The following is a 24,003-nucleotide window of genomic DNA, read 5'->3' as shown; positions in this document are numbered from 1 at the left end:
CAAGATAAGGACGGATTACGCCAAATATATTTTATAAACTTTGGGTGAAGCTTATCCGCTGACTTGCAGTTTGAAACACTGAAATCGGCAGTTAAGCACTCACCTGAAGATTTAATTATCCCTTATGGCCATTTCGGCGATTGAAACGTCAGCGTTTTACCATCGGGCAAGATGGCTAATACACTGAGCGCTGCAATGCTGTGTGTTCCTTCTTTAAACGGGGTGCTGCCAAAGTTGGCGATCAGGCGGGTGCCGTCGCTAAATTGGGTTTCCTGCACGCTGCCGTCATTGTTTTTCCAGCTAAAATTCGTCAAGGCCTGATAGGCCAAGCGCTGATGCAAGGGGCGGAAAAAGGCGTCGAGTTGCTTCAGGTAAGGCAGGCGTTTGGCATTGGTTTCCAAGCTAAGGTTCAGCAGCGGCGGCACATTGTAAAGCTGCTCCATCAGCTCGGTGCTGGCGCGGGTTTGCTTAAACTTGAGCGGATCGAGCGTCCAGTGATGCGTGGTGACGATGCTGTCGTGAAACGCAGCCTGAAACAGCGGCACGCGAGTGGCAGGGTTAAAAAATAGCGCTTGGTATTCAGGCTTGATCGATACCATTTTAAAAAAGGTTTCGGGTTGATTATTTGGCCACCAGCGGCCCAGATAAAAGGGGGAGGCGGCGTTTTTGCGCATGTCCGCGTCACCCCAGCCAAAGCCGCGTGTTTGCATGCCGTGGGCAAAGGCGACCTGGCTATTAGCTACCGCGTGGCCGTCTTCTGAGCCTACAATCACCCCCAGTTTTTTGCCTATCCACGCCATGCCGTCTTCACGGTTTTGGGCGTCTTGTGCTTCTGAGGTGGGCTTGGCTGGATCGTAATCGTCAAAAATCATGCCGGTGGCAGCTACGTCTAGAAACCAGCTGTTATAAGGGCTGGCAGCTTGAAGGGCAGGAACACGTTTTTCGAGTAGAGGGCGAACGCATTGCTGATTAACATACACCCCTTCACCCTGAAAGCCGGTTTTGCGCTTGCCATTTTTAAGCATAATGCCGCAGCGCAAAAAGGCATCTTGCCCAAGCTGAGCCGAGTTCCAGTCTGGATTACTATTGCCATCGGGCAGGGCGGTATCGTAAGAATCATAGGGGCCAATCAGATAGCCCGCCTTACGCGCAGCAGCGATGGCTTCTGGGTTGGCAAAGCCTGTTTCCCATTGCGGCAAGCCGATCCAAAGCCTAGGCAAGCCTGCTTTTTCTAGCGCGGCCACCATCTTGCTCGATGTGCCTTCACCCCATGTTTGTGGATCTGTTAGCGCCTTGCCCAAGTGTTGAACCAGCCATGCTTTACGTGCCTTAAATGCGGCGGCATCCCTGCCTTTAATATGGTTTTTAAGCGCTTCATCCAAGCTATTGAGCAAAACGTCCTGCTCGTAACGATTGGGTTTAATTTCTTTCGCCAAGAGCAATTTTTGGCCCACGGCATCAAGCTTGATCTCCGTTGCTGCCAGAATCGCCGCGTTTAAACTCGCCCAATCCTTGACATCGCTCGGGTTAAGCTGGCGCTGGCCCCAGACATAAATATGGCTAGCACCGATGAGTTTTTCACCATCAGGTGTTGCGACTAACTTGTCTTTGAGTGGCACAAACTTGCCATTGTCTTTAGCCCACTGCCGGTAGCGTTTGGCGGGGGAAAGCCAGTCGCTATTATTTAAGGCGATTTGCACTTCATAGGGGCGTTGAAAATCGAGCTTAGTGAAATCATGGCTGGCCTTAATCGCAATGCCCTTGGCGTCGGGCTGGAAATTCAGCTCATTATTAAATGGATTAGCAAATAAAACCGAGACCACCTGCTTGCCATAATCCAGCCCCAGCACTGGCAAGCTAAGGCCTTCCGTGGTATTGATGCCTGCATATTCATCGCTTAAAGCCTTACGCCATGCGGCATCTTGGCTAGGAATATAGCTGCCTTCAGATAGTGGTAGCAGCAGGCCTTTAGCGCCCGATGGGATGATGGGCCAGCTGATTTGGCCGCTGCTACTGCGGCTAAACTTGAGTGCCAGCACCGATCCTTTTAAGGTGGCATCGATTTTTACGCCATCGCCCCATTGCCAGCTGGCTTGTGATAGATCTTGTTTAAGTTGGCTTACTGCGGCGGCTTGATTAGACAATGAAAGCGGCAGCAGCACCCCGTTGGCTAGCTTGGCTGTGGTGGCCAGCGTGGCTGGGTTGATATCAATTTTCCAATCGTGGTTTTCTAAGGTAAGCGCTTGGGCGAGGGGGCTGAGCGCAAGCAGGGCAATAATGGAAGTGCGCATAGGGAATCTGTTTGCTTTGGTTGACTGTACCCCATTGTAGAAATATAAGCTCAATTGGCAATGTGTTAATTTACTATGGAAATAAATAGAAAATTCTATTTACATTTTTATTTTTAATAAAACGTAATTGAATGTTGGTTTTATTCATAAGATGGATATTCTCTTTTTTATTAAGGTGTTTTGCCTATAAAGGGGAATATGATTTTTCATCTTTTTAAAATTAATTATCATCATCGCATGGTAAATAAAATATTTTAAATAAATTGCTTGTAAGACAAATCAATATGATCGCTGATTTATTGTTAAACGTGCGTATTACGGCAAGGGCACACTCGCTAAAGCATCGCGAAAAAATATTCGCTCGCTAGGGCGTAATTCAAGCAGCAAGGCGCGTAATCGCTCGACAATTTGATACGCGCTAAGGCTGGCCCCTTGTTCAAATACGCAAAACCATGCGGCTTCCAGTAAGAGATTGGCCAACTGCAAAGGCGGGAAGTTGACGCGGCCACTATCGTATTCTTCTAAGCTAAATTGAGCCCAGGAGAACCAATTGCTAAAGCCCTTGCTGGGCGAAAAAGGGGCAGAGAAAGGTTGTAAAGCTGCAGCCGCTGCTGCTAAGGGCAGAGGCTGCTGTAAACGAAATACTTCTAAGGAGGCCGCTCCTTCAGGCGGACAATTGCCGCGTGCAATACGCAAGATAAAAATGGTATTCCAGGCCGAGGCGCTGCCCACGCCAAAACGATCACAAATCCATTCTGATAGCCCAAGCCAGCGCATCGCTTGGGTTTGTACTGCTGCCAGAGGCTGATCAAGCAGATTGAGCTGGCGAAACAGCCATAAGCACCAGCCGATATTTGCGGCTACATGCTGCACGGCGTCGATAGAATCAGCCTCGCAGGCGGCTTCTAATGCGTAGCTGAGCGCTTGCAAGGCCGCATCGGCGGATTCTTGTCGCAGTGCTCTGCCTTCGCTCATTGCATCATATTTGTACAGCAAGGCACTTAAATTAAGGTACTCAAAACGCACACGCGGGTTGTAGCGCACCACGGGGCCGAGCGTGGTCGATGCTTCCAGCTGCAATAGCAACACCCGTGCCGCTTCAATATCACTATGGGTATAGCGATCCCATGCGTGCACAATTTGCGCCATTGCTGCAAAGGTGGGCCGGGCACTGGCTAATTGCCCCACTGCAATAATATGTTCAAAGCGGCTTAGGGCCTGTTTGCTCTCTGATACTAAATCGCTTCGTCGCCATGCCAGACTGGCTTTCATCAAGGCCAGCGCCTGTTGAAAATCATCGTGGGCACATTGTTGTGCAAGGAAAAATGGCTCGCTATCACGGGATCTGGCCGGCCGGGCAAAGCCATCATGACCTTCACGCATGCCTTGGGTAAGATGCTGCCAAAAGCGCATATCCTGCATCACATAATCCGCCCCTTTACGCTCTCCTATCATCCCCATTCTTGGTAGTGCAGAGGCGGGTAAGCCTAGAAAAGATGCCAGTGTGACAGGTGCAAGTTTTACACCCTGCTGGGTAAATTCTAAGCATTCTAAGCTTGCTATCGTTAGCCAGAATGGCCCGCGGCTACGCTGTGCAGGGTTTAATAGCAAGGTATCTGCCTGCAGATCATGGCCCCAGCCTACCGTGATCTGCATGCGCGAAAATTCAGCAAACGCACGCGAAATTAGCATTCGGATGGCTTGCGCTTTCGGGAAGTTGGCCCGGATAGCGGCGGCAGTTAAGGGGCGTTGTTCTACTTGCTGGGCGTACGCCATGCGCACCAACAACCACAGCGATTGATAGCGTATCGGGATTCCCTTTACTAGGTAAGGTGTCGATAGTTCAATTACGGTGGGTGTTAGGGAATGAGTCACGGTTGTATCAGTCATTTAAATAAAGCAATTTAACGGGGGGGGGATTCGATGCCAATCCTATCAACTTAAGCGAAATATTTCGTAGGGCGGGTGCAAGCCGCGAGCAATGTTGAAAAGTACGCGGGTTGCACCCGCCCTACGATGATTCAATGTTTGTTATTGTGCGGTCTAATTATGGCTTCTGGCTAAGTGGATAGACTTGGGATTTAACATCCTGCATGCAGAGTGTGTAAATTCTGCTTTTAGTGTTAATACAATATCACAGTAAAAATACAATTATTCTATATTGATTAATTTATTGCCAGGTTACATAGGTTACAAAATAGCATATTTACCAAAGGATGCCACATTGATTACTATGCTCATCACGATTAATAAGCACATTTATCAATAAGGAATTCAATATGTTATTAAAAAATAGTTTGCTCTTGGCAGGGGTGATGTTTTCTTTAATTCAACCTGCCCAAGCGTTTCAGCCTGATTATAAAAAAGCCTTTAGTGGCTATAATGGCTGTTTTATGCTTTACGATAATAGCAGTAAGAAAATGGTAGCTGAATATAATCCAGATAATCGTTGTGCTCAGCGCATCCCACCTAATTCTACATTTAAAGTTCCCCTTGCCTTAATGGCTTTTGATTCGGGGGTAATAAATAAAAATACAGTATTTAAATGGGATGGCCAGCCCTATGATTTACCCGGCTGGAGCCAAGATCAAACGCCAGCCAGCTGGGAAAAATACTCAGTGGTGTGGGTTTCGCAGCAAATTTTACCCGAGCTGGGCATGGATAAAATAAAGCAATACCTTGCTCAATTTAATTATGGTAATCAAAATTTTTCAGGCGATAAAGGAAAAAATAATGGCTTAACGCATGCTTGGCTGAGTAGTAGTTTAAAAATATCAGCGCAAGAGCAAATGAGCTTATTGCAAAGATTTGCAAATGGCACTTTGCCTATTAGCCATGAGGCGATGGAAGAAACAAAGAAAATTATTTATGCCGGAAAATTAGACCAAGGCGCAGATTATTACGGAAAAACGGGTAGCGGCTGGAAAAATAGAAGTGATAATGGCCAGAATAACGGAAAAATGCGTGACGGCTGGTATATTGGCATGGTTGAAAATGCCGGTAAAGAATATTTGTTTGTGAGTAATATCACGGATAAAACCCAGCCTAAAGCGAGCGAAAATAAAGCAGGCGGCCCTATTGCTAAAGAAATCTCGCTTAAATTATTAAATAGTTATTTTTCTACTAAATGAATATATTTTAATAAATGGGCGAATTGTTTGAAGTAAGCTCAATCATCAGAGCGAGCAATAACCATTGCATGCTCTGATGATTGTATCCATAAATTACTCAATTAAACTAAGCTGCCCATTATTCAAACACACCCTTTTCCCCAGCCACTCCGAGGGAATATCCGGCAGGATGGCGGAGGGGATTTTTAGTTCGCGTAGCAGGGTGGAGCCGTGCGATAAGATGCCGCCGGAGCGCGCGATGATGGCGCTGGCTTGGCGGTAATGGGCGTGCTGGCCGGGGTCTAGCGTATCGACCAGCAAAATATCGCTGCCCAGTATGCCGCTGACTTTACCGGGGTAAATGAGCAGTGTTGTGCTTTGGCCCAGCTCGGCCGAGCCGGTTTGCCAGAAGCTGCCGCGCCGGCTTCTGGGGCTCTCTACGGGGCTGAACCAGTAGGTAGCTTGCTCTGCTGGCATCGCGTGGTGCATTTGAAAAAACAAGCGCATCAACTGATCGCGAAAATGCTCGCGCACCTGGCTGTAGTAGCCGCGCATGCCGGGCAGGCCAAGGCGATGCGCGATGCGGATAGCGGCAGGCCAGCGCTCTAAAGTTTGCAAAGCGGGGGACATGCCTTGTGGGCGTGGTGTGGCGGGGTCTGTTTCCCAAGGCAGGCGGTGTGTGCTGGCTGTAAGGGCTTGGTAGACGGTTGCTGGGCGGCCTAAGAAATTGCCGCCGCTGCTGGCCAGTGCTGCAGCAATACAAAGATTTTGCTGCACCAGCCAACAATAAAAGCGCAGCCACCAGCGGGCCAGTTGCTCGGCTTGATCGCTTTGTGGATTTTCGCAAAGCGTGTGCAGCTCGGCCTGCCACTGTGCTAGGCCTTTATCAAGTTGATTAATGGCTTGCCTGCTGGCAAACAGCATGCGGATAAATACAGGTAAAGAGATCAGCCAACGCAGGGGGCGTATCGGCATGGCGGGCGTACTGCCGCCCACTTCATGTGCGTATTGCGCGCCATTCATCCCCCAGTCGAACATGCGAGCCAAAAACAGGTCGCTATTGATATAGCTGGCATCTTGGTAGAGCGCGCTAAATTTCTCATTATCGTCCAGCACCCGCGTATCCCAGTGGGCATAGATATGGGGAATGCTACTGGCTGCGCCACGCTGGGCCATTTCCATCCAGCGGCTGGGGGATTCTGGCAGAATCTCGTCGATATTGGCTGAAGTCAGCCAGCGCTGCCAAGGGTAGACGGTCACTGGCCGTGCTTGCAGCATCCAGAACTGCTCACCATCCCAAGCCCATTCGATATCCAGATGGGCTTGATGAAACGCCGCAACGATAGCTTGCAGAAAATCCCATAGCTGGGTTTGGCTGGGGCTACTGGCATCAGGGCTAAGCTTAATGGGCTTAGGCTGTGCGCCCCAGCCGCCGCCCATGCGGGAGAGTTGCAGCTGCGATGGATGAGCGGTGCCATCAACTAATCCCTCTAAGTGGCCCTCTACCCATTCGATTTGGGCTGAAAGCGGGCGTACAAAGGCGACGCCGGATAAGGTGGGGTGAATCATGCGCTGCACCGCAACGCATCGCACCCCGCTGGCAAAAATATCCGCGCTGCGCGGGGCTACATCGGCGGAGGCGACGCGCAAAAAGGTTTGGTGGCGGCCGGCATTGGCGGCATCAATACCGTCTTCATCATCCCCGGATGAGCGCACTGCCCAGCCGTGCGGTGCGCCTCGCTGCAAAAAGGGCGCAAGGCGTGGGTCATCACTGCTTTCAATGCTGATCAGCGCGGGCACCGGCAAAGCGGCGTGGCTGGCCAGCAGCAAACGCCCAGCCTTGGTATGCGCGGCAAAGCCAGCGGGGCCAGCCTCTAGCCACTGAGCAAAGTCGGCCGGATGCTGCCAAAAAGGATAATGCCCCCAGCCGGCCTGAAGGGTGACGGATAGCTCGGCGCGGCAGAGCACGGCTTCCCATGCGGCGGCGTGAGCGGGGCTGACTATTTTGTCTGCCTCTCCCCAGATCAGCTCGATGCGATCGGTGATTTGATCAAAGAGGGTGAGGGCAGAATCGGGCTGCACCCAGCGAAAATAAGGCTTGAAAGAGCGGCAGCGGTAATAGCCATTGGCAATTCTTGCGTAATCTGGCGTAAAGCCTGCGGCAGAAAATTGCCCTGAAAATAGCTTGGGAGCATGGGATAGCAGGGTTTGCACCAGCGTTAATAAGCCGGGCAGGGCCATCAGCCGTGGCAAGCGGCGCTTCCAGAGCAAAACGCCCACCGGGGAGAGTAAAACCACGCGTGAAAAAAAGCCGGGGCGTCGTACTAGCAAATGCAATACCGGCAGGGCATTGATCCCCGTCGCCAAAATGGCGTGTCCCGGCTCCAGCTGTTGTTCCAGTGCCAGCGACAAGCCGTGTAAGGAATCGGGGAGTGGATCGCGATTATTGCCAAAGCCGGGCAGCTCAATGGGGGCTGGCTGATATTGCGTGAAATGCGGCAAGACATCGTCCCACCAGTCGCTTGCACTGCCATTGCCGGCCAGTAGGTAGAGTTTTTTCATGGTGTTCTTTGTTGGATAACTGAAGTTGCAGAGCAAAGCCCAGATTTTGAAACACAGAGGCCACAGAGTAATGCCGTTCACTTAAGGTATTGGTTTTGCTTCCCCCTTAGAAAAAGGGGGATTGAGGGGGATTTGTCTTGAGTTTTTTGCTTATTTTAAGCCCAACATCAACTGCAAATCCCCCCTAGCCCCCCTTTTTCAAAGGGGGGAACAAGTGCATAAAAAGGCCAAGAGAGTGGTAAGTTAGCGGCTTAATTTTTTTCCTGTCTTAACGCTCCGGTGTAATGCAAAATCATGCCGCCTTTTTTAAAGCCAATTTCAACGTCAAAATGCATTACCTCGGCTATGGCCCATTCTTTGGCTTTAACTTGCAAGGGTAGTGGCAGGCCGAAGTAGCGGGCTGTTTGGCTGCTTTGCAGTAGCTGGCCTTCGCTGACTTGGCTATGCAATTGCAGCGCCAAGGGGCCCATTTGCTCCCAAAGCTCGCCATTACGCCAGCGCTGGCGGGATTGCATGGGGCTGTGTGCAAAGCGGCGTTGCCAGATTTCACCTTTTGCATCTTGCTGGATTTTAACTTGGCAGGGCACATTCTGCCCTTCGGCTGGCAAAATACCTAAGCGCATCGCAAGGTAAAGCAGGCTGCGGATAAATCTTGGCTTGCCCCACTTTACATCGGCCTGCCCCTGCCAAGGCAGCTGCTCAGCTCCATGAAGGGTTTGTAGCAGGGGGTTAAGTAGGGCAAAGTCTTTGCCGAGCACTTGCTGATAAAGGAGTGGCATCAGTGGCCTCCCTTGATCTGGGCTTGTAATGCACTCTGTAGATCAGGGTATTTAAAGCGATAGCCCGCATCAAGTAAGCGTTTGGGAATTACCCGCTGGCCTTTGGTAAAGAGCGCACCCATTTCTCCGGCGAGTGTGTTAATCAGCCAGGCTGGGGTAGTAAAAAAGCTGGGGCGGTGCAAGAGGCGTGCGGCTGTTTGGGCAAATTGCGCCTGGCTTACCGCTTCGGGCGCGCTGAGGTTGTAAGCGCCGCTAAATTGCGTATCGCCGATAGCCTGTGCAATCACGGCTAAAACATCGTCTCTGTGTATCCAGCTTACAACTTGTAGCCCATCGCCCATACGCCCACCAAGGCCCAAATAAAAGGGCAGCAGCAGCTTGGGTAGTGCACCGCCGGGGCCAAATACAAGGCCAAGGCGCAAGCGAACAACCCGTAGACCAAAGGCTTCTGCTTTGCATGCTGCGGCTTCCCATTCGCTGCAAAGCTGCGACATAAATTCGTTTTGCGTGCTGGCGCTTTCATCGAGCGGCTCATCGCCACGGCAGCCGTAATAACCAATGGCCGAGCCATTAATTAATACCTTGGGCTTGTGATTGGCCCTTGTTAGCCAGCCGAGCAAGCCTTCTGTTGTGCCAATCCGGCTAACCAGTAATACTTTTTTGCGCTCATCGCTCCAGCGTGGGCCGGCGACTGGGCTACCGGCTAAATTGATGATCACATCAAATTCTTCTTTGGAAGAAAGATCCTCCCAGCTGGAAAAAGCGCGTACTTTGCTTTGAAACCGGATGTTGGTGGCTTGTGGATTGCGGCTAAGCAGGCAGAGGCTATGTCCGGCGGCGAGTAGTTGCTCGCAAAGCGCTCCGCCAATGAATCCAGTACCACCTGTGATTAAAATGCGTTGCTGCGGCAGACTAAGAAAGGGGTTGCTTGTCATGATTTTGGCCTCTTTATAAAGTTTTAAGCTGGCGAATCCATCCCGAATCCCTGACAAACCCACGCCGAGTGCAAACAGGCTTAATACCCAGCTCCACAGACCGTAATTGACTAAATGTAAGCTTGTGCTCTGGCTGGCCCAGAGTGGGGCTACGCTGATGGCCCAATGCCCAAAGAGTGCGCCGCCGTTCATGGCCAGAATGGTGTGGGTGACGCGCTCGGTGGCAGGCAGCAGGCGGTTTTTGTCTTCTTCCACAAAATCGCAGAGCGTGAGTACTATTTCGATCAGAATCAGCGCAGATAAGCCCCACAGCCACAGGCCGCGCCATTCAAACCAAGCCAGCCCGGCAAACACCACCGCGTATAGGCTGGAGCGAATGGCGTGCAGGCGTAGCTCGCGCTGAGCTGCTTTTTTGTGGGGCAGGGCAACGGTGAGCTCGTGATGGTAAATCGTGTCAAAAGCGCCCATTAGCCCTTGCAGTACCAATAAATACAGAATGATTTGCATGATTTACCCCTATAAGCCGCGATCAAAAAGGTTTATTTACCATTAGCCAATACACCACGATCAGGCTGATAAAGGCGGGGAAACCAAGCGCTGTCCAGATCCGCTCATAGCGCCAGTAGCTTGCGGGCAGCTCGGTATTTTCTTTGGCGGCGATTTGCGCCATATCGCGCATTTTGAGTTGAATCCATACCACCGGCAGCCAGCAAGCGCCGGTGAGGGCGTAAAGCGCCATCGAAATCCATAGCCAGTTTGCGGTCAGCGGATAGCCCAGCCACTGCGCCATCAGCAATCCTGAGATGGGCTGGAAAATCACGGCAGGCGTGGTAAATAACCAATCCGCCCGCACTACCCAGCGGGAAACCACGGCAATGGCTTGCACATTGCCACTGCGATTAGTCACAAACATATAAAACGCCGTGCCAAGGCCCGTGCCAAACATCAGCGTGGCGGACAAAATATGTAGCAGTTTGAAAGCCAGGTAGTAGTCCATTTTGCTTTGCCTTATTAAGATTTTTTGTAAGAATTGACTAAGAATACTTGTAAAATTAATTAGAAAAAGGCATTGACTGATGCAGCCAAGGCATGGGGTATTTTGGATTAAGGTTTTGGCTCGAAAGAACTCTCCGAATTAAGCCAACCCTTACTTGTAGGGCGTACTCGAAGCTTCGCTGTGCGACAGTGTGTAGTCGCTCAGCGAAGCGCAGTACGCCACAGGATGCGAAAAATCAGTTTTAAAATCCGCCCTGTTCATGGCGCACTGCGCTTCGCTTCGAGTGCGCCCTACTACCCTATTCGTTGCATTCAGGGAAATTAATCAGAGCCAAATCCTAAACCCTTGGTTTTCTCCGTGAAACTCCGTGTTCTCTGGGGCCTCCGTGGTTCAAGACTTGGGTTTTTGCTCACTGACTGAAAGCAGATCCAGCATCAGCAGCAGCGCCATGATGGGGATGTTTTTAAGCAGTGGGCCAAAGGGGTGCCATAAAAACTGGGGCAGCTTGATGGCGATAATGATGCTGTAAGCCAATACCATCAGCCATTGCAAGCGCCAGCTGCGTGTTTGTACGCCCAGCAAATCCAGCAAGCACAGCAGCCCAAACAAGCTATCCATCGCCACTGAGCCGTAAAAAAGCAGCGGCTGCCATACCTCAGGAATGCCCACTCCAGCAAGCAGCTGGTAGCTATCTGCCCGTGGCCAGGCCCATAAGCAGACTGCCGCTGTGCCAAGCCAAACTAGGGCCATGGATAATTTAAGCAGCGGTAGCAGCCAGCCGAGCAAGGCATCCCGTGCTATGCCGTTTACCGGCGCGGCGGCTTGCGGGGCACGGCCTAAGATCGCCGAAAAAGGGGCGGCATCGCTGCAATTACCGGCCCGCAGCATCGTCAGGCTATCGGGCTGAAACAGGGGTAACAAAGCCGATTTAGCCGCAATATTCTGTAAGCATGCAGCAACAGGCAGCGTGATCGCGCGGCCCAACCCCATGCCTTGCCTGAGCTGCTGCCACCAAGTTGTGAGCGGCATGGCTTGTGGGCCAACGGCATTGATGATTTGCTGTTGCGCTATGGGCTGCTCGATCAGCTTGATCAGTAGCGCTAATACATCATGTAGATGCACCGGCTGTACGTCCCTTACGCCTTGTAAATCGGGCAGCAGGGGCAGGCTGGCTAAGCTGCAAAAAGCGCGGCTGCTAAGCCCATCCGGTGCATAAATCAGCGAGGGGCGAACGATGCTCCAGTTCAGTTTTGATTGCATCAAAGCCGCATCCCCTAACCCTTTGCTGCGCCAGTAGGCCGTCGGCGAATCCGCTGCGGCACCTAGTGCGGATAGATGAATCACTTTTTTGACCTTGCTGGCCTCACAGGCGGCAAACAGCGCCTGTGGTGCTGCAAGATGCAAGGCCGTAAAAGATTGCCCCGCCGACTCAGCAAAAACCCCCACCGTATTGATCACGATATCGATGTCATCTAAGAGCGGTAGCCAGTCTGCCGCGTTTTGCAGCGCCGCAAAATCACCCTGTATCACTTCGCATTCAGGATGAGCCTTTGCATGGCGGCTGAGTAAGCGCACTTGATGCCCCCTCATCAGTAGCGCATCTCTCAAGTGGCTGCCAATAAGCCCATTGCCGAGTAGTAAGATGTTCATTGTATTTCCTTTATTTCTGTAACAAGAGAAATAAATGGGTAAATGTTTAAATCCGGCAAGATTTGCTATCGCACTTCGCAGTAAAACCTAGCCAAACGCTGATACGGTAACGATGGCGGGCGATGCGTGAGTAAATCCAGGCAGATATGCCGCGTGTTGCCTGCCATTTTAAAGGCCCTATCCACCAATCGCGGCCTATGGCTTGATAGAGCGCGGCAATGGCATCGATGCCGACTAAAATCTGACCGTCATCCCGGCGGATATGCAATAAAGTTTGCATTTCTAGCAAGCTGGCCGCTGCACTACTGGCATCAAAATTAGCAGCGCTGATATCAATCAGGGTAAAGCACTGATGGATATCGCGTTGCTTAAGCCTAAGCATTTCAAAGCGGCACATTGGGCAGGCGTGATCATAAAATAACTCGTAGCGTGGCATGGTGCTGCTCCTTATTCATTGATGATATGTTGCTTGTAGGGTGTTGTAGGATGGGCAAGTTCTTATGCCCACGCGTACTCCGGCTAGCTGCGTGGGTACTGTACCCCCCCCTACATTTTGCTTCTTAAAAGAGGGCGCTTTGATTGATCTGCAAGCCCATCACTTTTCTTCATCTTTACCAAACATTGCCGCCAGCTGGCCTATTTTTCCGCCCATTTTTAATAGCTTGATCAATACGCTGGGTGGCAGGTTTTTAAAGTCGTCGTATCCATGTAGCAGTACTTCTAAAAATTCCAGCACCTGATCCATTTTGACCCGGGTGGCGGCTTCGATTTCGGTGTCGGTTTCGGCTTCAATGGCACATTGGCGCAGCACGATTAGCGTGGGATCCAGCTCGCGCTTTTTGCGCTCTTCGGTGATCACACGGAAGATTTCCCACACATCTTGCAGGGCGACAAAATGATCTCGCCGATCGCCCATTTCCTGCTGCACTTTAATCAGCCCCCAGCTTTGCAATTCTTTCAGGCTATTGCTGACATTGGATCTGGCCACCCCGAGTGTTTCAACAATTTCTTCCGCATTCAGCGGTTTGTTTACCAGAAACAGCAGAGCATGAATTTGGGCTACGCTGCGGTTTACGCCCCATTTTGTCCCCATCTCGCCCCAGTGAACGATGTATTTCTCCATAGTTGGACTGAGCTTCATGCTGTTTCCTTTATTTCTGTATTGAGAGAAATTAGACGCCGAATGGAGATGGAATGCAAGTGAAATGTAGAAGAATGTGGATTAGCTGCTTATAACCAATGCGCCAGTTTGGCTAGTGCATAAACGCAAAGGCCGCTGAGTGCGAGCAGGGCCGGGGTTTGCCATTGACGATTGATGAGGTAGGACAGGGCGATCAGCAGCAGGCAGCAAATGATCCATCCCCAAGCAGCGGGCATAAAGCCCAGTAGCCATGCAGAGGGCAGCAGGGGGATAAACCAGCTGATGGCTTTAAATGCCTGTGCATAAGGTGTGCCCGTGGCAGGGGCCAGCTCCGGTAGCTGGTTTTGTAGTGCGGCCAAATGGCTGCTGATGTCCTGGCGCAAGTCCTTAATGAGGCGCTGGGCAAGAGGCGGGTCGATTTCTTTTGCTATTAAAATGCCGTAAAGGCCAAGGCTGGCTTCTGCACCGGGCAGGGTGTTATCGGCAGTGTTAACAGCCAGTGTGCTGCGAGTGCGCCAGATTTGCCAGGCTGCGCCACAGATGGCCAGCAGCCAGAGCGCAAATTGCAAAGAGGCTGTGAGGCGATCAAAGCCTGCCAGCAGAGCGAGCAGGCTAATGGCTAGTAGCAGCGCATCATTTAAGCTTTGACGGATGAGATCAAACCGGTGCCGGGCCGCAGGCAGGTAAAGCGCCGCACCTTGTATGCCACGCTTGATAAGGAGTGGGGCAAGTAGTGCAGGCCCGAGCTTTGGCAATAAAAAAATCCAGCACCGGGCACGTTTAGAGCGTTGCCCTTTGGTCTCTAGTGCGGCCAGCTCCAGAAAAAACCATTGCCGCACCGAGCCAGATTCCAGATCAGAGAGCGCGCTTAACAGTGCGTATTTTTCGGGGGAGCTGAATGGCTGCATGAGAGGAGACGATGGGCTAGCGAATAAGAGACGGGCTTTATTAAAAATGCTGTTTATAGGGCGGGGTTTACCCGCCCTATATCAATTACTCTTCGCTATCACACATCAAGGCAGCTTGGACTACTTTGCGGCTGAGATGTGGGGCGAATAGTTCGATAAAGTCGTAGGCATAGCCGCGTAAATAGGCGTCTTTACGAATCCCGATGCGGGTGGTGGATTCATTAAATAAGTGTGAGGCGTCGATGGCAACAAGCTGCTGATCACGATCTGCTTCAAATGCCATGGTGGCCAGAATGCCGATACCCAGCTCAAGAGCTACATAGGTTTTGATGACGTCTGAATCAATGGCGGTCAACACTACATTGGGAGTGAGGCCACGCGATTCAAAAGCCTGATTGATTTTATTGCGCCCTGCAAAGGCAAAATCGTAAGTAATTAGCGGCCAAGCCGCCACATCTTCTAGGGTAATTGGGCGATCAAGCTGGGTGAGCGGATGGCCCACAGGCACCACAATGCTGCGGTTCCAGTTGTAGCAATCAAGCATCGCCAGCTCGGAGTAATGATCGATCCCTTCGGTGGCAATCGCGATATCGGCCGCGCCTTCTACGACCATTTCACTGATCTGGGTTGGGCTGCCTTGCTTAATGGATAAGCGTACCTTGGGGTAGCGCAGCATAAAATTATGAATGGTAGCGGGCAGGGCATAGCGTGCCTGAGTGTGCGTGGTGGCGATGGTGAGGCTGCCGCCTTCCACATTCACAAAGTCTTCACCGATGCGTTTTAAGTTTTGTGCCTGCATCAGCATGCGCTCAGAAATACGCAAGATTTCTTTGCCCGGTGCGGTTACATCCACAACACGCTTGCCGTTGCGGATGAAAATTTGCACACCCAGCTCGTCTTCTAATAGGCGGATTTGCTTGGAAATGCCAGGTTGAGAGGTGTGGAGTTTCTCGGCGGCTTCAGAGACATTCAGGCCTTGTTTAGCCACTTCCACTAGATAGCGCAGCTGTTGCAACTTCATGGCAAATCCTTTCGCAAAAATTATCTAATAACCCATTCGTATAAAATCTTAACATATTCGTCTATGGAATTATAAAACGAGTTGCTATGCTGGCGAACTATTTAGATATTGGGCGACATCATGGAATTCGGATATATCGTCGCTGGGCTGTTGGTGGGCTTTATCGTCGGCATGACAGGAGTAGGGGGCGGCTCATTAATGACGCCCATTTTGCTCTGGTTCGGGATTAGCCCGGCCACGGCGGTAGGCACGGATTTGCTCTACGCCGCTATTACCAAGGGCAGCGGTATTTTTGTTCATCATAAAAAGAAAAATATTGATTGGAAGATTACTGGCTGGCTGGCCGCAGGCAGCGTGCCCGCAGCGCTGCTTACCTTGCTCGTGTTGCGTAATCTGCATTCTGATTTAAGCGTAGTTAATTCACTGATTAAACAGGGCTTGGGCGTAGCACTACTTTTAACTGCGGTTGCCATTATTTTTAAGCCTCAGCTCTTAAAATGGGGGCATCGCCACGCCTCATCGTGGTTTCATTTACCGCCTCGTAAGCTTAATGCTGTGACCGTGCTGGTCGGTTTGTTTCTGGGCGTGATTGTGACGCTCACATCGATTGGTGCAGGGGCTTTAGGTACGGTGGCTTTATTTCTGCTTTACCCCTTGATTTCAACTTCGCGTCTGGTGGGTACAGAGATTGCCCACGCCGTTCCGCTTACCCTCGTGGCTGGGCTGGGTCATGCGGGTCTTGGCAATATTGATTGGCATCTGCTGATGTATTTATTAATAGGCTCTTTACCGGGCATTTACTTTGGTAGCCATTTAACTGGCCGGATTCCGGAATCAGTACTGCGCCCCTGTCTGGCGATGATGTTGCTGATGATTGGCGGTAAGCTGGTATTTTGAGTGAAGGAGCAAGAGATGAGCTTTGAAGAGAAACTAACCGAGACGATTGCATTGCTGCACAAAATCGCCGATGAATATAGCCCTGCCGTATTTGCTAATTCATTGGGTGCAGAAGATATGGTGATCACCGATTTAATCGCTAAGCATCAGGTAGGGGTTCAGATTTTTAGTCTGGATACAGGCCGCTTGCCCACCCAAACCTATGCCTTAATGCAAAAATCTGCAGAGCAATACCCAAGCCACCCGATTCAGGTGTTTTTTCCGCAAACAAGCGCCACTGAAAGTTTTGTAAACCAACACGGTATTAACGCCTTTTATGAATCAATTGAGCTGCGTAAAGCCTGTTGCCAGATTCGTAAAATGGAGCCTTTAAAGCGTGCTTTGGCAGGTAAAAAAGCATGGGTCACTGGTTTACGCCGTGAGCAATCGCCTACGCGCACTGATTTGGGTAATCAGGAATTTGATAGTGGGAATGGCTTAGAAAAATTTAATCCGCTGATCGAGTGGACAGAAAAAGAAGTCTGGGCGTATTTGCGTGACAATAATGTGCCGTATAACGCCTTGCATGATCAGCATTACCCATCGATTGGCTGTGAGCCCTGTACGCGCGCTATTTCTATGGGCGAGGATGTGCGGGCAGGGCGCTGGTGGTGGGAAGACCCGGAAAATAAAGAATGTGGTTTGCATGTAAAAAAATAAATTAAATGTCCGCATCAGCGGGCATTTTTTTTGGCTACTGTTTTTGCTGCAAAGGCTCTGTACGCTGGCAATGGTGCGTTGTTATTCACTCACATTGCCATATAGCGCCCATAAGGCATTGATTCATTTAAAAAATGACAAGCTTAGCAGTATAAAGCGAGAGTAAACCGTGCTTAAGCCATTGACATGGTTTAGTGCTCTGTCTAGATTGGTACGGCATGCAGAGCGTTGTTTTGCGTGTTTTCTGTAAAAATTAAGCGGATTTCACCGTTTATGGATGTTGAATTGGTATTACCAGATTGTTTTCATTGGTATTAAAATTAAACCATAACAAGATGAAGAGACTCCAGATGAGCAAGATTCAATATTTAATCGGTGTAGATGGTGGCGGCACAGGGACGCGTATTTGTATTGCAGGCTTGGATGGCATAGAAATGGTTCGTAGTGACGGGGCCGCATCCGCGCTGGGGCAGGGCGTGGATAAAGCTTGGCTGCATATTACGCAGGCCATTAAAGCAGGCTTTGCCAAGCTGGGTATTGCTGAGCCGGATTTTGCGAAGTGTGCATTGGGTTTGGGTATGTCGGGTGTGCATAACCCCATTTGGGCTGAAGAATTTAAGCAAAAGAATCCGGGCTTTGCCAGAATCGTGGTAGAAACAGACGGCTTTTCTACTTTGCTGGGCGCAACGAATGGCCAGCATGGCGGGATTATTGCTATTGGTACTGGCTCGATTGGTGAGGCATGGTTGCCTGATGGTCAGCGGCTTGAAGTGGGCGGCTGGGGGTTTCCAACTTCAGATGAAGGCAGCGGTGCATTTTTGGGTCTTAAAGCGATTAATCATGTACAACGCATGATAGATGGCCGTCGCCCGGTGACGGATTTTGGCCGTAAATTGCTCACCATTACCGGCCAGACCAAGGCTGAAGTATTTAGCTGGATGGGGCAGATGAAGCAGGGCGAGTGTGCTTCTTTATCGCCCGTAGTGGTGGAGTTTGGAGCGAGTGATGAGTATGCTCGTGCCTTTTTACAAGAAGCAGGTGGGGAAATCGAGCAGATTGGCCGTGCTTTACGTCAGTACAGCCCTGATCTGCCGCTAGCCATTTGTGGTGGCGGTTTATCTGAAGCATTACGCCCGTTTATTCCCGCTGCTTTTTTAGCCAGCACGGTGCGCCCGCAAAAAGATTCGTGTGCAGGTGCTTTAATTTTGATTTACCAAACTGTGGTTTGATCTAACTAATAAGAGGCGATAATGCTGCCGCAACAAAAACTACTCGTACTACGGCCTGATGCAGATAGCGCTACGCCTCTTTATTTACAGCTGGGTCATAAGCTGGCCGCTGCGATTCATGCCGGCTTTTGGCTGGCTGATGAGCCTTTGCCCTCAGAGCGCAATTTGTGCGAAATCCTTGGGGTTTCACGGGTTACAGCAAGAAAAGCGCTGGATATTCTGCTGGCTGACGGCTTGATTGTGAGGCGGCACGGAGCGGGCACTTATATCACCCCTAAATTAGAGCAGCCGCTGAATAAGCTGACTAATTTGTCTGAAATGCTCAAGCAACGCGGCTTTACACCCGGTTCGCGCTGGTTAAAGCGTGAAGTGGTGCTGCCTAATGCAGAAGAGCAGCTTAAGTTAAATCTGGCATCAAGCAGCCGTGTCAGCCGCTTACAACGCGTGCGAATGGCTAATGATGTGGTGATGGCATTAGAAGAAACCACTCTGCCATTTACCTTTGTGCCCGATCCCAATGCAGTGGGCGATTCCTTGTATGAATATATGCGTAATGCTCGCTTGTCTGTTGTACGTGCGATACAAAACATTGCCGCAATCAATGCCACTCAAGCCATTTCTGATTTAGTTGATGTGGCTCCAGGGGACGCTATGCTGCATTTAACGCGAGTTGGATATTTGGAAAACGGCACGGCAATTGAGCTCACTCATTCGTATTTTCGCAATGATTACTACGATTTTGTAGTGGAGCTTAATAAGTAAGTTGTTGTTAAATATTGGTAAATTTTCACAATGCTTACTTTTTTTTGTAGTCGAAATTATAAATTGTTTGTTGTTGCCTACATTTTGTTTTTGTGGGCCATTTCCCCTATCCCCCGTCTGTCTGCTCCTTATGTCATCTACCCTTTGCTTTGGCTATTCACCATCTTGTTAATTTGTTGTAATCTGAGTCCGCGTAAGTAAAAACGCTAAGTCCAGTTTGAAGCGATTTATAGATGATAAACTTCGCAAAATCCTTGTTTAAAGCCACTTTTGAGTGATTTGCTCATGCACTCGTTGATACCACTTTAGCGATCAGGTGGGCAAATGCAGAGAGGGCGTAGGCCAAAAGGATTGGCCTCTTTCAAGAGGCGTACTTTCAAATGGTATTGGCTTTTTTAGGGATGAAATTGACGCATAGCGTCATTTTTAACGATGGTTACCGCGCCCGCTTTTTGAGCTAGCGAAACGATCTACTTTGGAGATGCAGTAATGAAATTGAAATTCATTTTGGCCGTATCTGCTGCAGTTTTTTCTGCAACAACCATGAGTGCTTTAGCTGCAGAAAAAGTAAAGGTGGAATATTGGTCTAACAGCCTTTCGCCAAAGTACGATGCCACCATGAAAGAGCTCACCACCAAGTTCAATGCTTCGCAAAGCGAAGTAGAAGCGGTGTGGGTTGATGTGGGTTGGGATGCTTTCCAGCAAAAAGTGATTACTGCGGTAGCCAGCGGCAATGTGCCAGGCCTTGTGAACTTGCCTAAGCCTTGGATGGATCAATTTGCACAGTCAAAAATGATTCAGCCGATTACTAAGCAAGTTGCTGGCTTTAAGAATGTTTACACCGCTGGTGCGATGCAAGATGCAACCTATGTGGGCGATAAGCAAATTTACGGCATGCCTTGGTACCAAGTGACAGGCGTGCTGTTTTATAACAAAGATTTATTTGCTAAAGCGGGCATTAAAGAAGAGCCAAAAACATTTGGCGATTTATTGAAAGTAGCCACTCAAATTAAAGCAAAAACAGGTGTGAGCGGTTTTGCACCTAAGCTGGATGAAGATACTTCCGGTTGGTTCTTGTACGAAGGTTTAGACGTTGTAAAAGATAATAAGGCTGTATTTAATAGCCCGGCGCATGTGAAATATATTGAGCAATTTAAAACCGCATATGCTGCGGGTGCTTTTCCGAAAGATGTTTTTAAAATGCAATTTGAAGAGCGCATTGCAGCTTATGGCGCACAAAAACTAGCCATGTTTACCGATGGCGCACACGCCATCAAGCGGACCAAAACAGATGCACCAAAGGTTTATGAAGGCACTGGCGTAGCGGGCTTCCCGATTGCTGGCGGCAAAACACCTCTAGGTGGTTTCTTGTTTATGTGGTCGGTACCAACAGGCTTTAAGAATGTAGATGCCGCAGTTAAATTGGGTAAATTCCTGACCAATGATGATGCGCAGCTGGCCTTTGCTAAAGCGTCTTCTACTTTCCCTTCGACTAATAAATCGCTGGACGATGCTTTTTTCCAGGCCGGTGCTAAATCAGCAGACCCGGTAGAGAAAGGCACGGCAGTGGCTGCAACACATATTAAGGCTTCACGCACGCTGACTGTAACGGGCTTGCCTGATGATGTAGCAATGAATAAGAAATTAAATGAAGCCATTCAAGAAGCAATTACTGGCCGTAAACCAGTGAAAGCCGCATTGGATGACGCAGCTAAATTCTGGAATGAGAAATTTACTGCTGCAAAGAAATAATGATTTAATTTTATTCTGTTTTGAATCAAATTCTTCCGAGTAATCTCTGATAGGATTACCCGGAAGAATAAAAAAACCGCAAGCTGGATTGGAATAGCAATTTAGTTAATGCGGTAATATAAAAGTGTGGATTTAAATCCATATAATATTTGTCGAAAAACCCAAGAGGAAAGACAAGATGAAGCTGAAAAAAATGTTAATCGTTGGTGCCGCGTTGTTTGCTGGCGTTAACGCACAAGCTGCTGATACAGAATTAGAATTCTGGACAATGAATCTGCAAAAGTTCAGTAGCTATTTTGAACAATCAACAGCTAAGTTCAATGAAGCTAATCCAGGCATGAAGGCTAAATGGGTTGATATGAACTGGGATCAGATTCAGCCTAAGCTGACTGCTTCGATTGCTGCTGGCAATCCACCTGCACTGGTTAACTTTAATGTGCCTTGGGTGCATGAGTTTGCTGCGCAAGGCCTCATCTTGCCTATCGATCAATACTTGGGTGCTGCTAAAGCCGCTTATTCGACTAATGCAGTGAAAGATGTACAAGTGAAAGGTCAGATGTATGCCTTCCCTTGGTACAACTCCACACAAATCATTGCTTATAACAAAGACATCTTTGCTAAAGCCGGTATTAAAGCAGCGCCTAAGACTTTTGCTGAATTTGTAGCAATGGGTAAGCAAATTAAAGCAAAAACAGGCCAGGCTGCTTTCGCTCCTAAAATGAGCGATATGGTTGGCTTCTTCTATTACGCTGGCTTGCCAGTTGTAACTGATGGCAAGGCTGTATTTAACTCGCCTAAGCACATTGCTTTTGTTCAGACTTTTGCTGATCTGTACAAAGCCGGTGTTATGCCTAAAGATGTATTCAAAATGGCATTTGAGCAAGAAATCGCTGCCTATAACAGCGGCAAGATTGCGATGATGACGACCGCTGCTCAAAGTCTGAAACGCACTGAAGCTGATGCTAAAGCCATCTACGACAAGACTGAAGTTGCGCCATTCCCATTAGATGCAGGTAAGCTGAACCTAGGCTCATGGATGATGGATTTTGTAATTCCTAAGGGCACAAAAGATCCTGCAGCTGCAGCCAAGCTGGGTGTTTTTCTGACGAACGACGAACAACAACTTGCGTTCTCTAAAACAACTGAATCAACCATGCCTTCGACTAAGAAAGCCAATCTGGATCCATACTTCCAGTCTGGTGCTAAGAGCGCAGACGTAGTGGACCGCGCTCGCGCTGTAGCGGCTAAATCGATGGACAATGCACGTACCCTGACATTAACTCCAGGTACATTGCCAGACGAAACAGTGATGATTAAGAAACTGCAAGAAGAAATTCAAAGCGCAGTTGAAGGTCGTAAATCTGTAAAAGATGCATTGAATACAGCAGCAGCAGCATGGAACGAAAAGCTAAAGAAGTAAAAAATAATTAGCCGTTTTATGTTCTAATGAACGGAGTTACCTAATTGGTAATTCCGTTTTTTCCCGAATATTATCATTACAGTCGAGTAGCGCCGTGAAAAACTCCAGCAGCTATACAGGCATTGCCTATTTATTTTTGGCGCCTGCCCTTATTCTGATGGGTATATTTACCTTTTGGCCTGTAGGTTATAACGCGTATTTAGCGTTTAATGACTACAGTATTTCAGATGGTGTTGCTACCTGGAATAACTTTGCGCATTTTAAATATATTTATGAAGAAGAACTTTTTCGCCAAGCCCTCAAAAATTCATTACTTTATCTTTTGATTGTGCCGGTGATTCAGGTTGCAGCACTGTTAGTTGCAAAACTGGTGAATAACAAATTGCCAGGGATGACATTCTTTCGTGCCGCGTTTTATATCCCCGTGATTACCGCTGTTTCTATTGCCGGTGTAGTCTGGATTAACGTATATAAATACGACGGTATTCTGACGTGGTTTTTGCAAATGATTCATGTGATCCCTCAGGGATCTGAAGGCCAAGTTGATTGGCTGGGTAATCCTGATATCGCCCTTTATGGTGTGATGCTGTTTACCTTCTGGAAAGGGATTGGCTGGTTTATGGTTTTATACCTTGCTGGCCTGCAAGCGATTCCAAAAGAAGTTGAAGAAGCCGCTATTTTAGATGGTGCCAATGTATTCCAGCGTTTCTGGAAAATCACTGTGCCGATGGTTAAGCCGACGATCCTGCTCTGTACGCTGATGTCGACCATTGCCGCCTTAAAGACTTTCCAGGAAGTGATTATCTTAACCAAGGGCCAAGCTGATACGTATACCTCCCTGTTCTACGTTTACGATCAGGCATTTCGCAATTACAACTTCGGTCGTGCTGCGGCGGCTGGTCTTGTTGTAACCTTCTTCTGCATGATTCTTGCGGCCATTCAATTTCGCTTCCTGGGCGAAAAGAAATAACACGAGGATTAAGAAATCATGGCTATGGGTAAACAACTACAAACCGCTTTGACGATGACCGGGCAGTATGCGGGTCTGGTCGTCTTTGCGATTTTCACTACCTTCCCTTTTTTATGGGCATTGTCGGTAGCCTTATCGGCTGATCCGTCAAATACCTGGCTTTTCCCTCGCTCTTTCTGGCCTACAGATCTGAGCTTGATGTGGTTTAAGCGTGTATTTGATGAAATGCCATTTATGGTTTACATGAAAAACTCAACGCTGATTACCATTGAAAGCATTATTGGCGTGGTGTTTATTTCTATTTTGGCAGGCTACCCATTGGCGCGTTTGCGTTTTCCGGGGCGTAATTTTATTTTCGTGGCGATTCTTGCCACAATGATGTTGCCCTCTGAAGTGGCCATTATTCCTAACTTTATTACCCTGAAGCACTTGGGGCTGCTGGATACGCATCTGGGCGTGATTGTGCCTAACTTTGCTGCTGCCTTTGGTATCTTCCTGATGAAGCAGGCGTTTGAAGCTGTGCCACAAGATTTGGTCGATGCTGCACGGGTTGATGGCGCAACCGAGATGCAAATTCTATGGCGTGTGATGGTGCCGGTATCTGGCCCATCCATTGCGGCACTGGGGATTTTCTCGCTGGTGAATGCCTGGAATGATTACCTTTGGCCTTCAATTGTGATTTCAACACGCGATAAATTGCCGCTGGCAGTAGGGGTGTTTAATGACCTGACCGGGCCATTTGCAACCTCATACAGCATGGTGATGGCGGCGATTGTGATGACTGTTATTCCCGTATTGATCTTCTTTGCCTTTACCCAGCGTTTCTTTATCGGCGGCATGGATGGCGCGGTGAAGTAATCGATAGGCCTGTTGCCCCCTT

Annotated in this window: 20 protein-coding genes; 9 read left to right on the top strand and 11 right to left on the bottom strand. The window is 49.2% G+C overall.

The window, feature by feature from the left end; genetic code table 11:
* Positions 1 to 122 precede the first annotated feature (122 nt).
* Positions 123 to 2,291, bottom strand: a complete 2,169-nt coding sequence (locus ACFQNF_RS01300; RefSeq protein WP_380185557.1) for a glycoside hydrolase — start codon at positions 2,289 to 2,291, stop codon at positions 123 to 125.
* Between the two features lie 315 nt (positions 2,292 to 2,606).
* The gene (locus tag ACFQNF_RS01295; protein WP_380185556.1) at positions 2,607 to 4,181 is read right to left on the bottom strand and encodes a hypothetical protein; all 1,575 of its coding nucleotides are present in this window, start codon (positions 4,179 to 4,181) and stop codon (positions 2,607 to 2,609) included.
* A gap of 389 nt (positions 4,182 to 4,570) precedes the next feature.
* Between ACFQNF_RS01295 and ACFQNF_RS01290 the strand changes: the two genes are divergently transcribed.
* Positions 4,571 to 5,422, top strand: coding sequence for a penicillin-binding transpeptidase domain-containing protein (locus ACFQNF_RS01290; RefSeq protein ID WP_380185554.1), 852 nt, complete (start codon positions 4,571 to 4,573; stop codon positions 5,420 to 5,422).
* A 93-nt stretch (positions 5,423 to 5,515) separates the two neighbouring features.
* Here ACFQNF_RS01290 and ACFQNF_RS01285 read toward each other — a convergent pair whose 3' ends face one another.
* From ACFQNF_RS01285 to cysB, 9 genes are all read right to left on the bottom strand, one after another.
* Positions 5,516 to 7,963 carry a PEP-utilizing enzyme gene (locus ACFQNF_RS01285; protein ID WP_380185552.1) on the bottom strand — a complete coding sequence of 816 codons (2,448 nt, stop codon included), beginning with the start codon at positions 7,961 to 7,963 and terminating at the stop codon, positions 5,516 to 5,518.
* A 251-nt stretch (positions 7,964 to 8,214) separates the two neighbouring features.
* Positions 8,215 to 8,742, bottom strand: coding sequence for a DUF4166 domain-containing protein (locus ACFQNF_RS01280; RefSeq protein WP_380185550.1), 528 nt, complete (start codon positions 8,740 to 8,742; stop codon positions 8,215 to 8,217).
* A complete protein-coding gene (locus tag ACFQNF_RS01275; protein ID WP_380185548.1) occupies positions 8,742 to 10,184 on the bottom strand; it encodes a TIGR01777 family oxidoreductase in 1,443 nt (480 codons plus the stop codon). The genes ACFQNF_RS01280 and ACFQNF_RS01275 overlap by 1 nt, the downstream gene beginning before the upstream one ends.
* 22 nt (positions 10,185 to 10,206) lie before the next feature.
* The gene (locus tag ACFQNF_RS01270) at positions 10,207 to 10,674 is read right to left on the bottom strand and encodes a DUF2269 family protein (protein WP_380185547.1); all 468 of its coding nucleotides are present in this window, start codon (positions 10,672 to 10,674) and stop codon (positions 10,207 to 10,209) included.
* Between the two features lie 390 nt (positions 10,675 to 11,064).
* Positions 11,065 to 12,324 carry an SDR family oxidoreductase gene (locus tag ACFQNF_RS01265; RefSeq protein WP_380185545.1) on the bottom strand — a complete coding sequence of 420 codons (1,260 nt, stop codon included), beginning with the start codon at positions 12,322 to 12,324 and terminating at the stop codon, positions 11,065 to 11,067.
* A gap of 46 nt (positions 12,325 to 12,370) precedes the next feature.
* Positions 12,371 to 12,760 (bottom strand): thiol-disulfide oxidoreductase DCC family protein, encoded by a 390-nt coding sequence (locus ACFQNF_RS01260; RefSeq protein ID WP_380185543.1) that lies wholly within the window; start codon positions 12,758 to 12,760, stop codon positions 12,371 to 12,373.
* A 159-nt stretch (positions 12,761 to 12,919) separates the two neighbouring features.
* Complete coding sequence (locus ACFQNF_RS01255) at positions 12,920 to 13,465, bottom strand: GbsR/MarR family transcriptional regulator (RefSeq protein WP_046350739.1); 546 nt, start codon at positions 13,463 to 13,465, stop codon at positions 12,920 to 12,922.
* Between the two features lie 89 nt (positions 13,466 to 13,554).
* Complete coding sequence (locus ACFQNF_RS01250) at positions 13,555 to 14,373, bottom strand: hypothetical protein (protein WP_380185541.1); 819 nt, start codon at positions 14,371 to 14,373, stop codon at positions 13,555 to 13,557.
* 85 nt (positions 14,374 to 14,458) lie between these two features.
* Positions 14,459 to 15,394: an HTH-type transcriptional regulator CysB gene (gene cysB / locus ACFQNF_RS01245; RefSeq protein ID WP_046350741.1), complete on the bottom strand. Its 936-nt coding sequence runs from the start codon at positions 15,392 to 15,394 to the stop codon at positions 14,459 to 14,461.
* Positions 15,395 to 15,514: 120 nt separating this feature from the next.
* Between cysB and ACFQNF_RS01240 the strand changes: the two genes are divergently transcribed.
* The 8 genes from ACFQNF_RS01240 (at position 15,515) to ACFQNF_RS01205 (ending at position 23,981) form a co-directional block, all read left to right on the top strand.
* The gene (locus ACFQNF_RS01240) at positions 15,515 to 16,291 is read left to right on the top strand and encodes a sulfite exporter TauE/SafE family protein (RefSeq protein ID WP_380185539.1); all 777 of its coding nucleotides are present in this window, start codon (positions 15,515 to 15,517) and stop codon (positions 16,289 to 16,291) included.
* A gap of 15 nt (positions 16,292 to 16,306) precedes the next feature.
* Positions 16,307 to 16,990 carry a phosphoadenylyl-sulfate reductase gene (locus tag ACFQNF_RS01235; protein ID WP_380185538.1) on the top strand — a complete coding sequence of 228 codons (684 nt, stop codon included), beginning with the start codon at positions 16,307 to 16,309 and terminating at the stop codon, positions 16,988 to 16,990.
* Positions 16,991 to 17,340: 350 nt separating this feature from the next.
* Positions 17,341 to 18,219: a glucosamine kinase nucleotide-binding domain-containing protein gene (locus ACFQNF_RS01230; RefSeq protein WP_380185536.1), complete on the top strand. Its 879-nt coding sequence runs from the start codon at positions 17,341 to 17,343 to the stop codon at positions 18,217 to 18,219.
* A 21-nt stretch (positions 18,220 to 18,240) separates the two neighbouring features.
* Positions 18,241 to 18,981: a GntR family transcriptional regulator gene (locus ACFQNF_RS01225; RefSeq protein ID WP_046350745.1), complete on the top strand. Its 741-nt coding sequence runs from the start codon at positions 18,241 to 18,243 to the stop codon at positions 18,979 to 18,981.
* Between the two features lie 489 nt (positions 18,982 to 19,470).
* Positions 19,471 to 20,733 (top strand): ABC transporter substrate-binding protein, encoded by a 1,263-nt coding sequence (locus tag ACFQNF_RS01220; RefSeq protein WP_380185533.1) that lies wholly within the window; start codon positions 19,471 to 19,473, stop codon positions 20,731 to 20,733.
* A 178-nt stretch (positions 20,734 to 20,911) separates the two neighbouring features.
* Positions 20,912 to 22,153 (top strand): ABC transporter substrate-binding protein, encoded by a 1,242-nt coding sequence (locus ACFQNF_RS01215; RefSeq protein WP_380185531.1) that lies wholly within the window; start codon positions 20,912 to 20,914, stop codon positions 22,151 to 22,153.
* Positions 22,154 to 22,247: 94 nt separating this feature from the next.
* Entirely contained in the window at positions 22,248 to 23,123 is an 876-nt protein-coding gene (locus tag ACFQNF_RS01210) for a carbohydrate ABC transporter permease (RefSeq protein WP_380185529.1), read from the top strand.
* A gap of 18 nt (positions 23,124 to 23,141) precedes the next feature.
* Complete coding sequence (locus ACFQNF_RS01205; RefSeq protein ID WP_380185528.1) at positions 23,142 to 23,981, top strand: carbohydrate ABC transporter permease; 840 nt, start codon at positions 23,142 to 23,144, stop codon at positions 23,979 to 23,981.
* Positions 23,982 to 24,003 lie beyond the last annotated feature (22 nt).

It is taken from the genome of Iodobacter arcticus, assembly GCF_042664895.1.
GTDB lineage: Bacteria > Pseudomonadota > Gammaproteobacteria > Burkholderiales > Chitinibacteraceae > Iodobacter > Iodobacter arcticus.
Note: the sequence above shows the minus strand (reverse complement) of the source record. Positions and strands in the feature narration are given on the sequence as shown.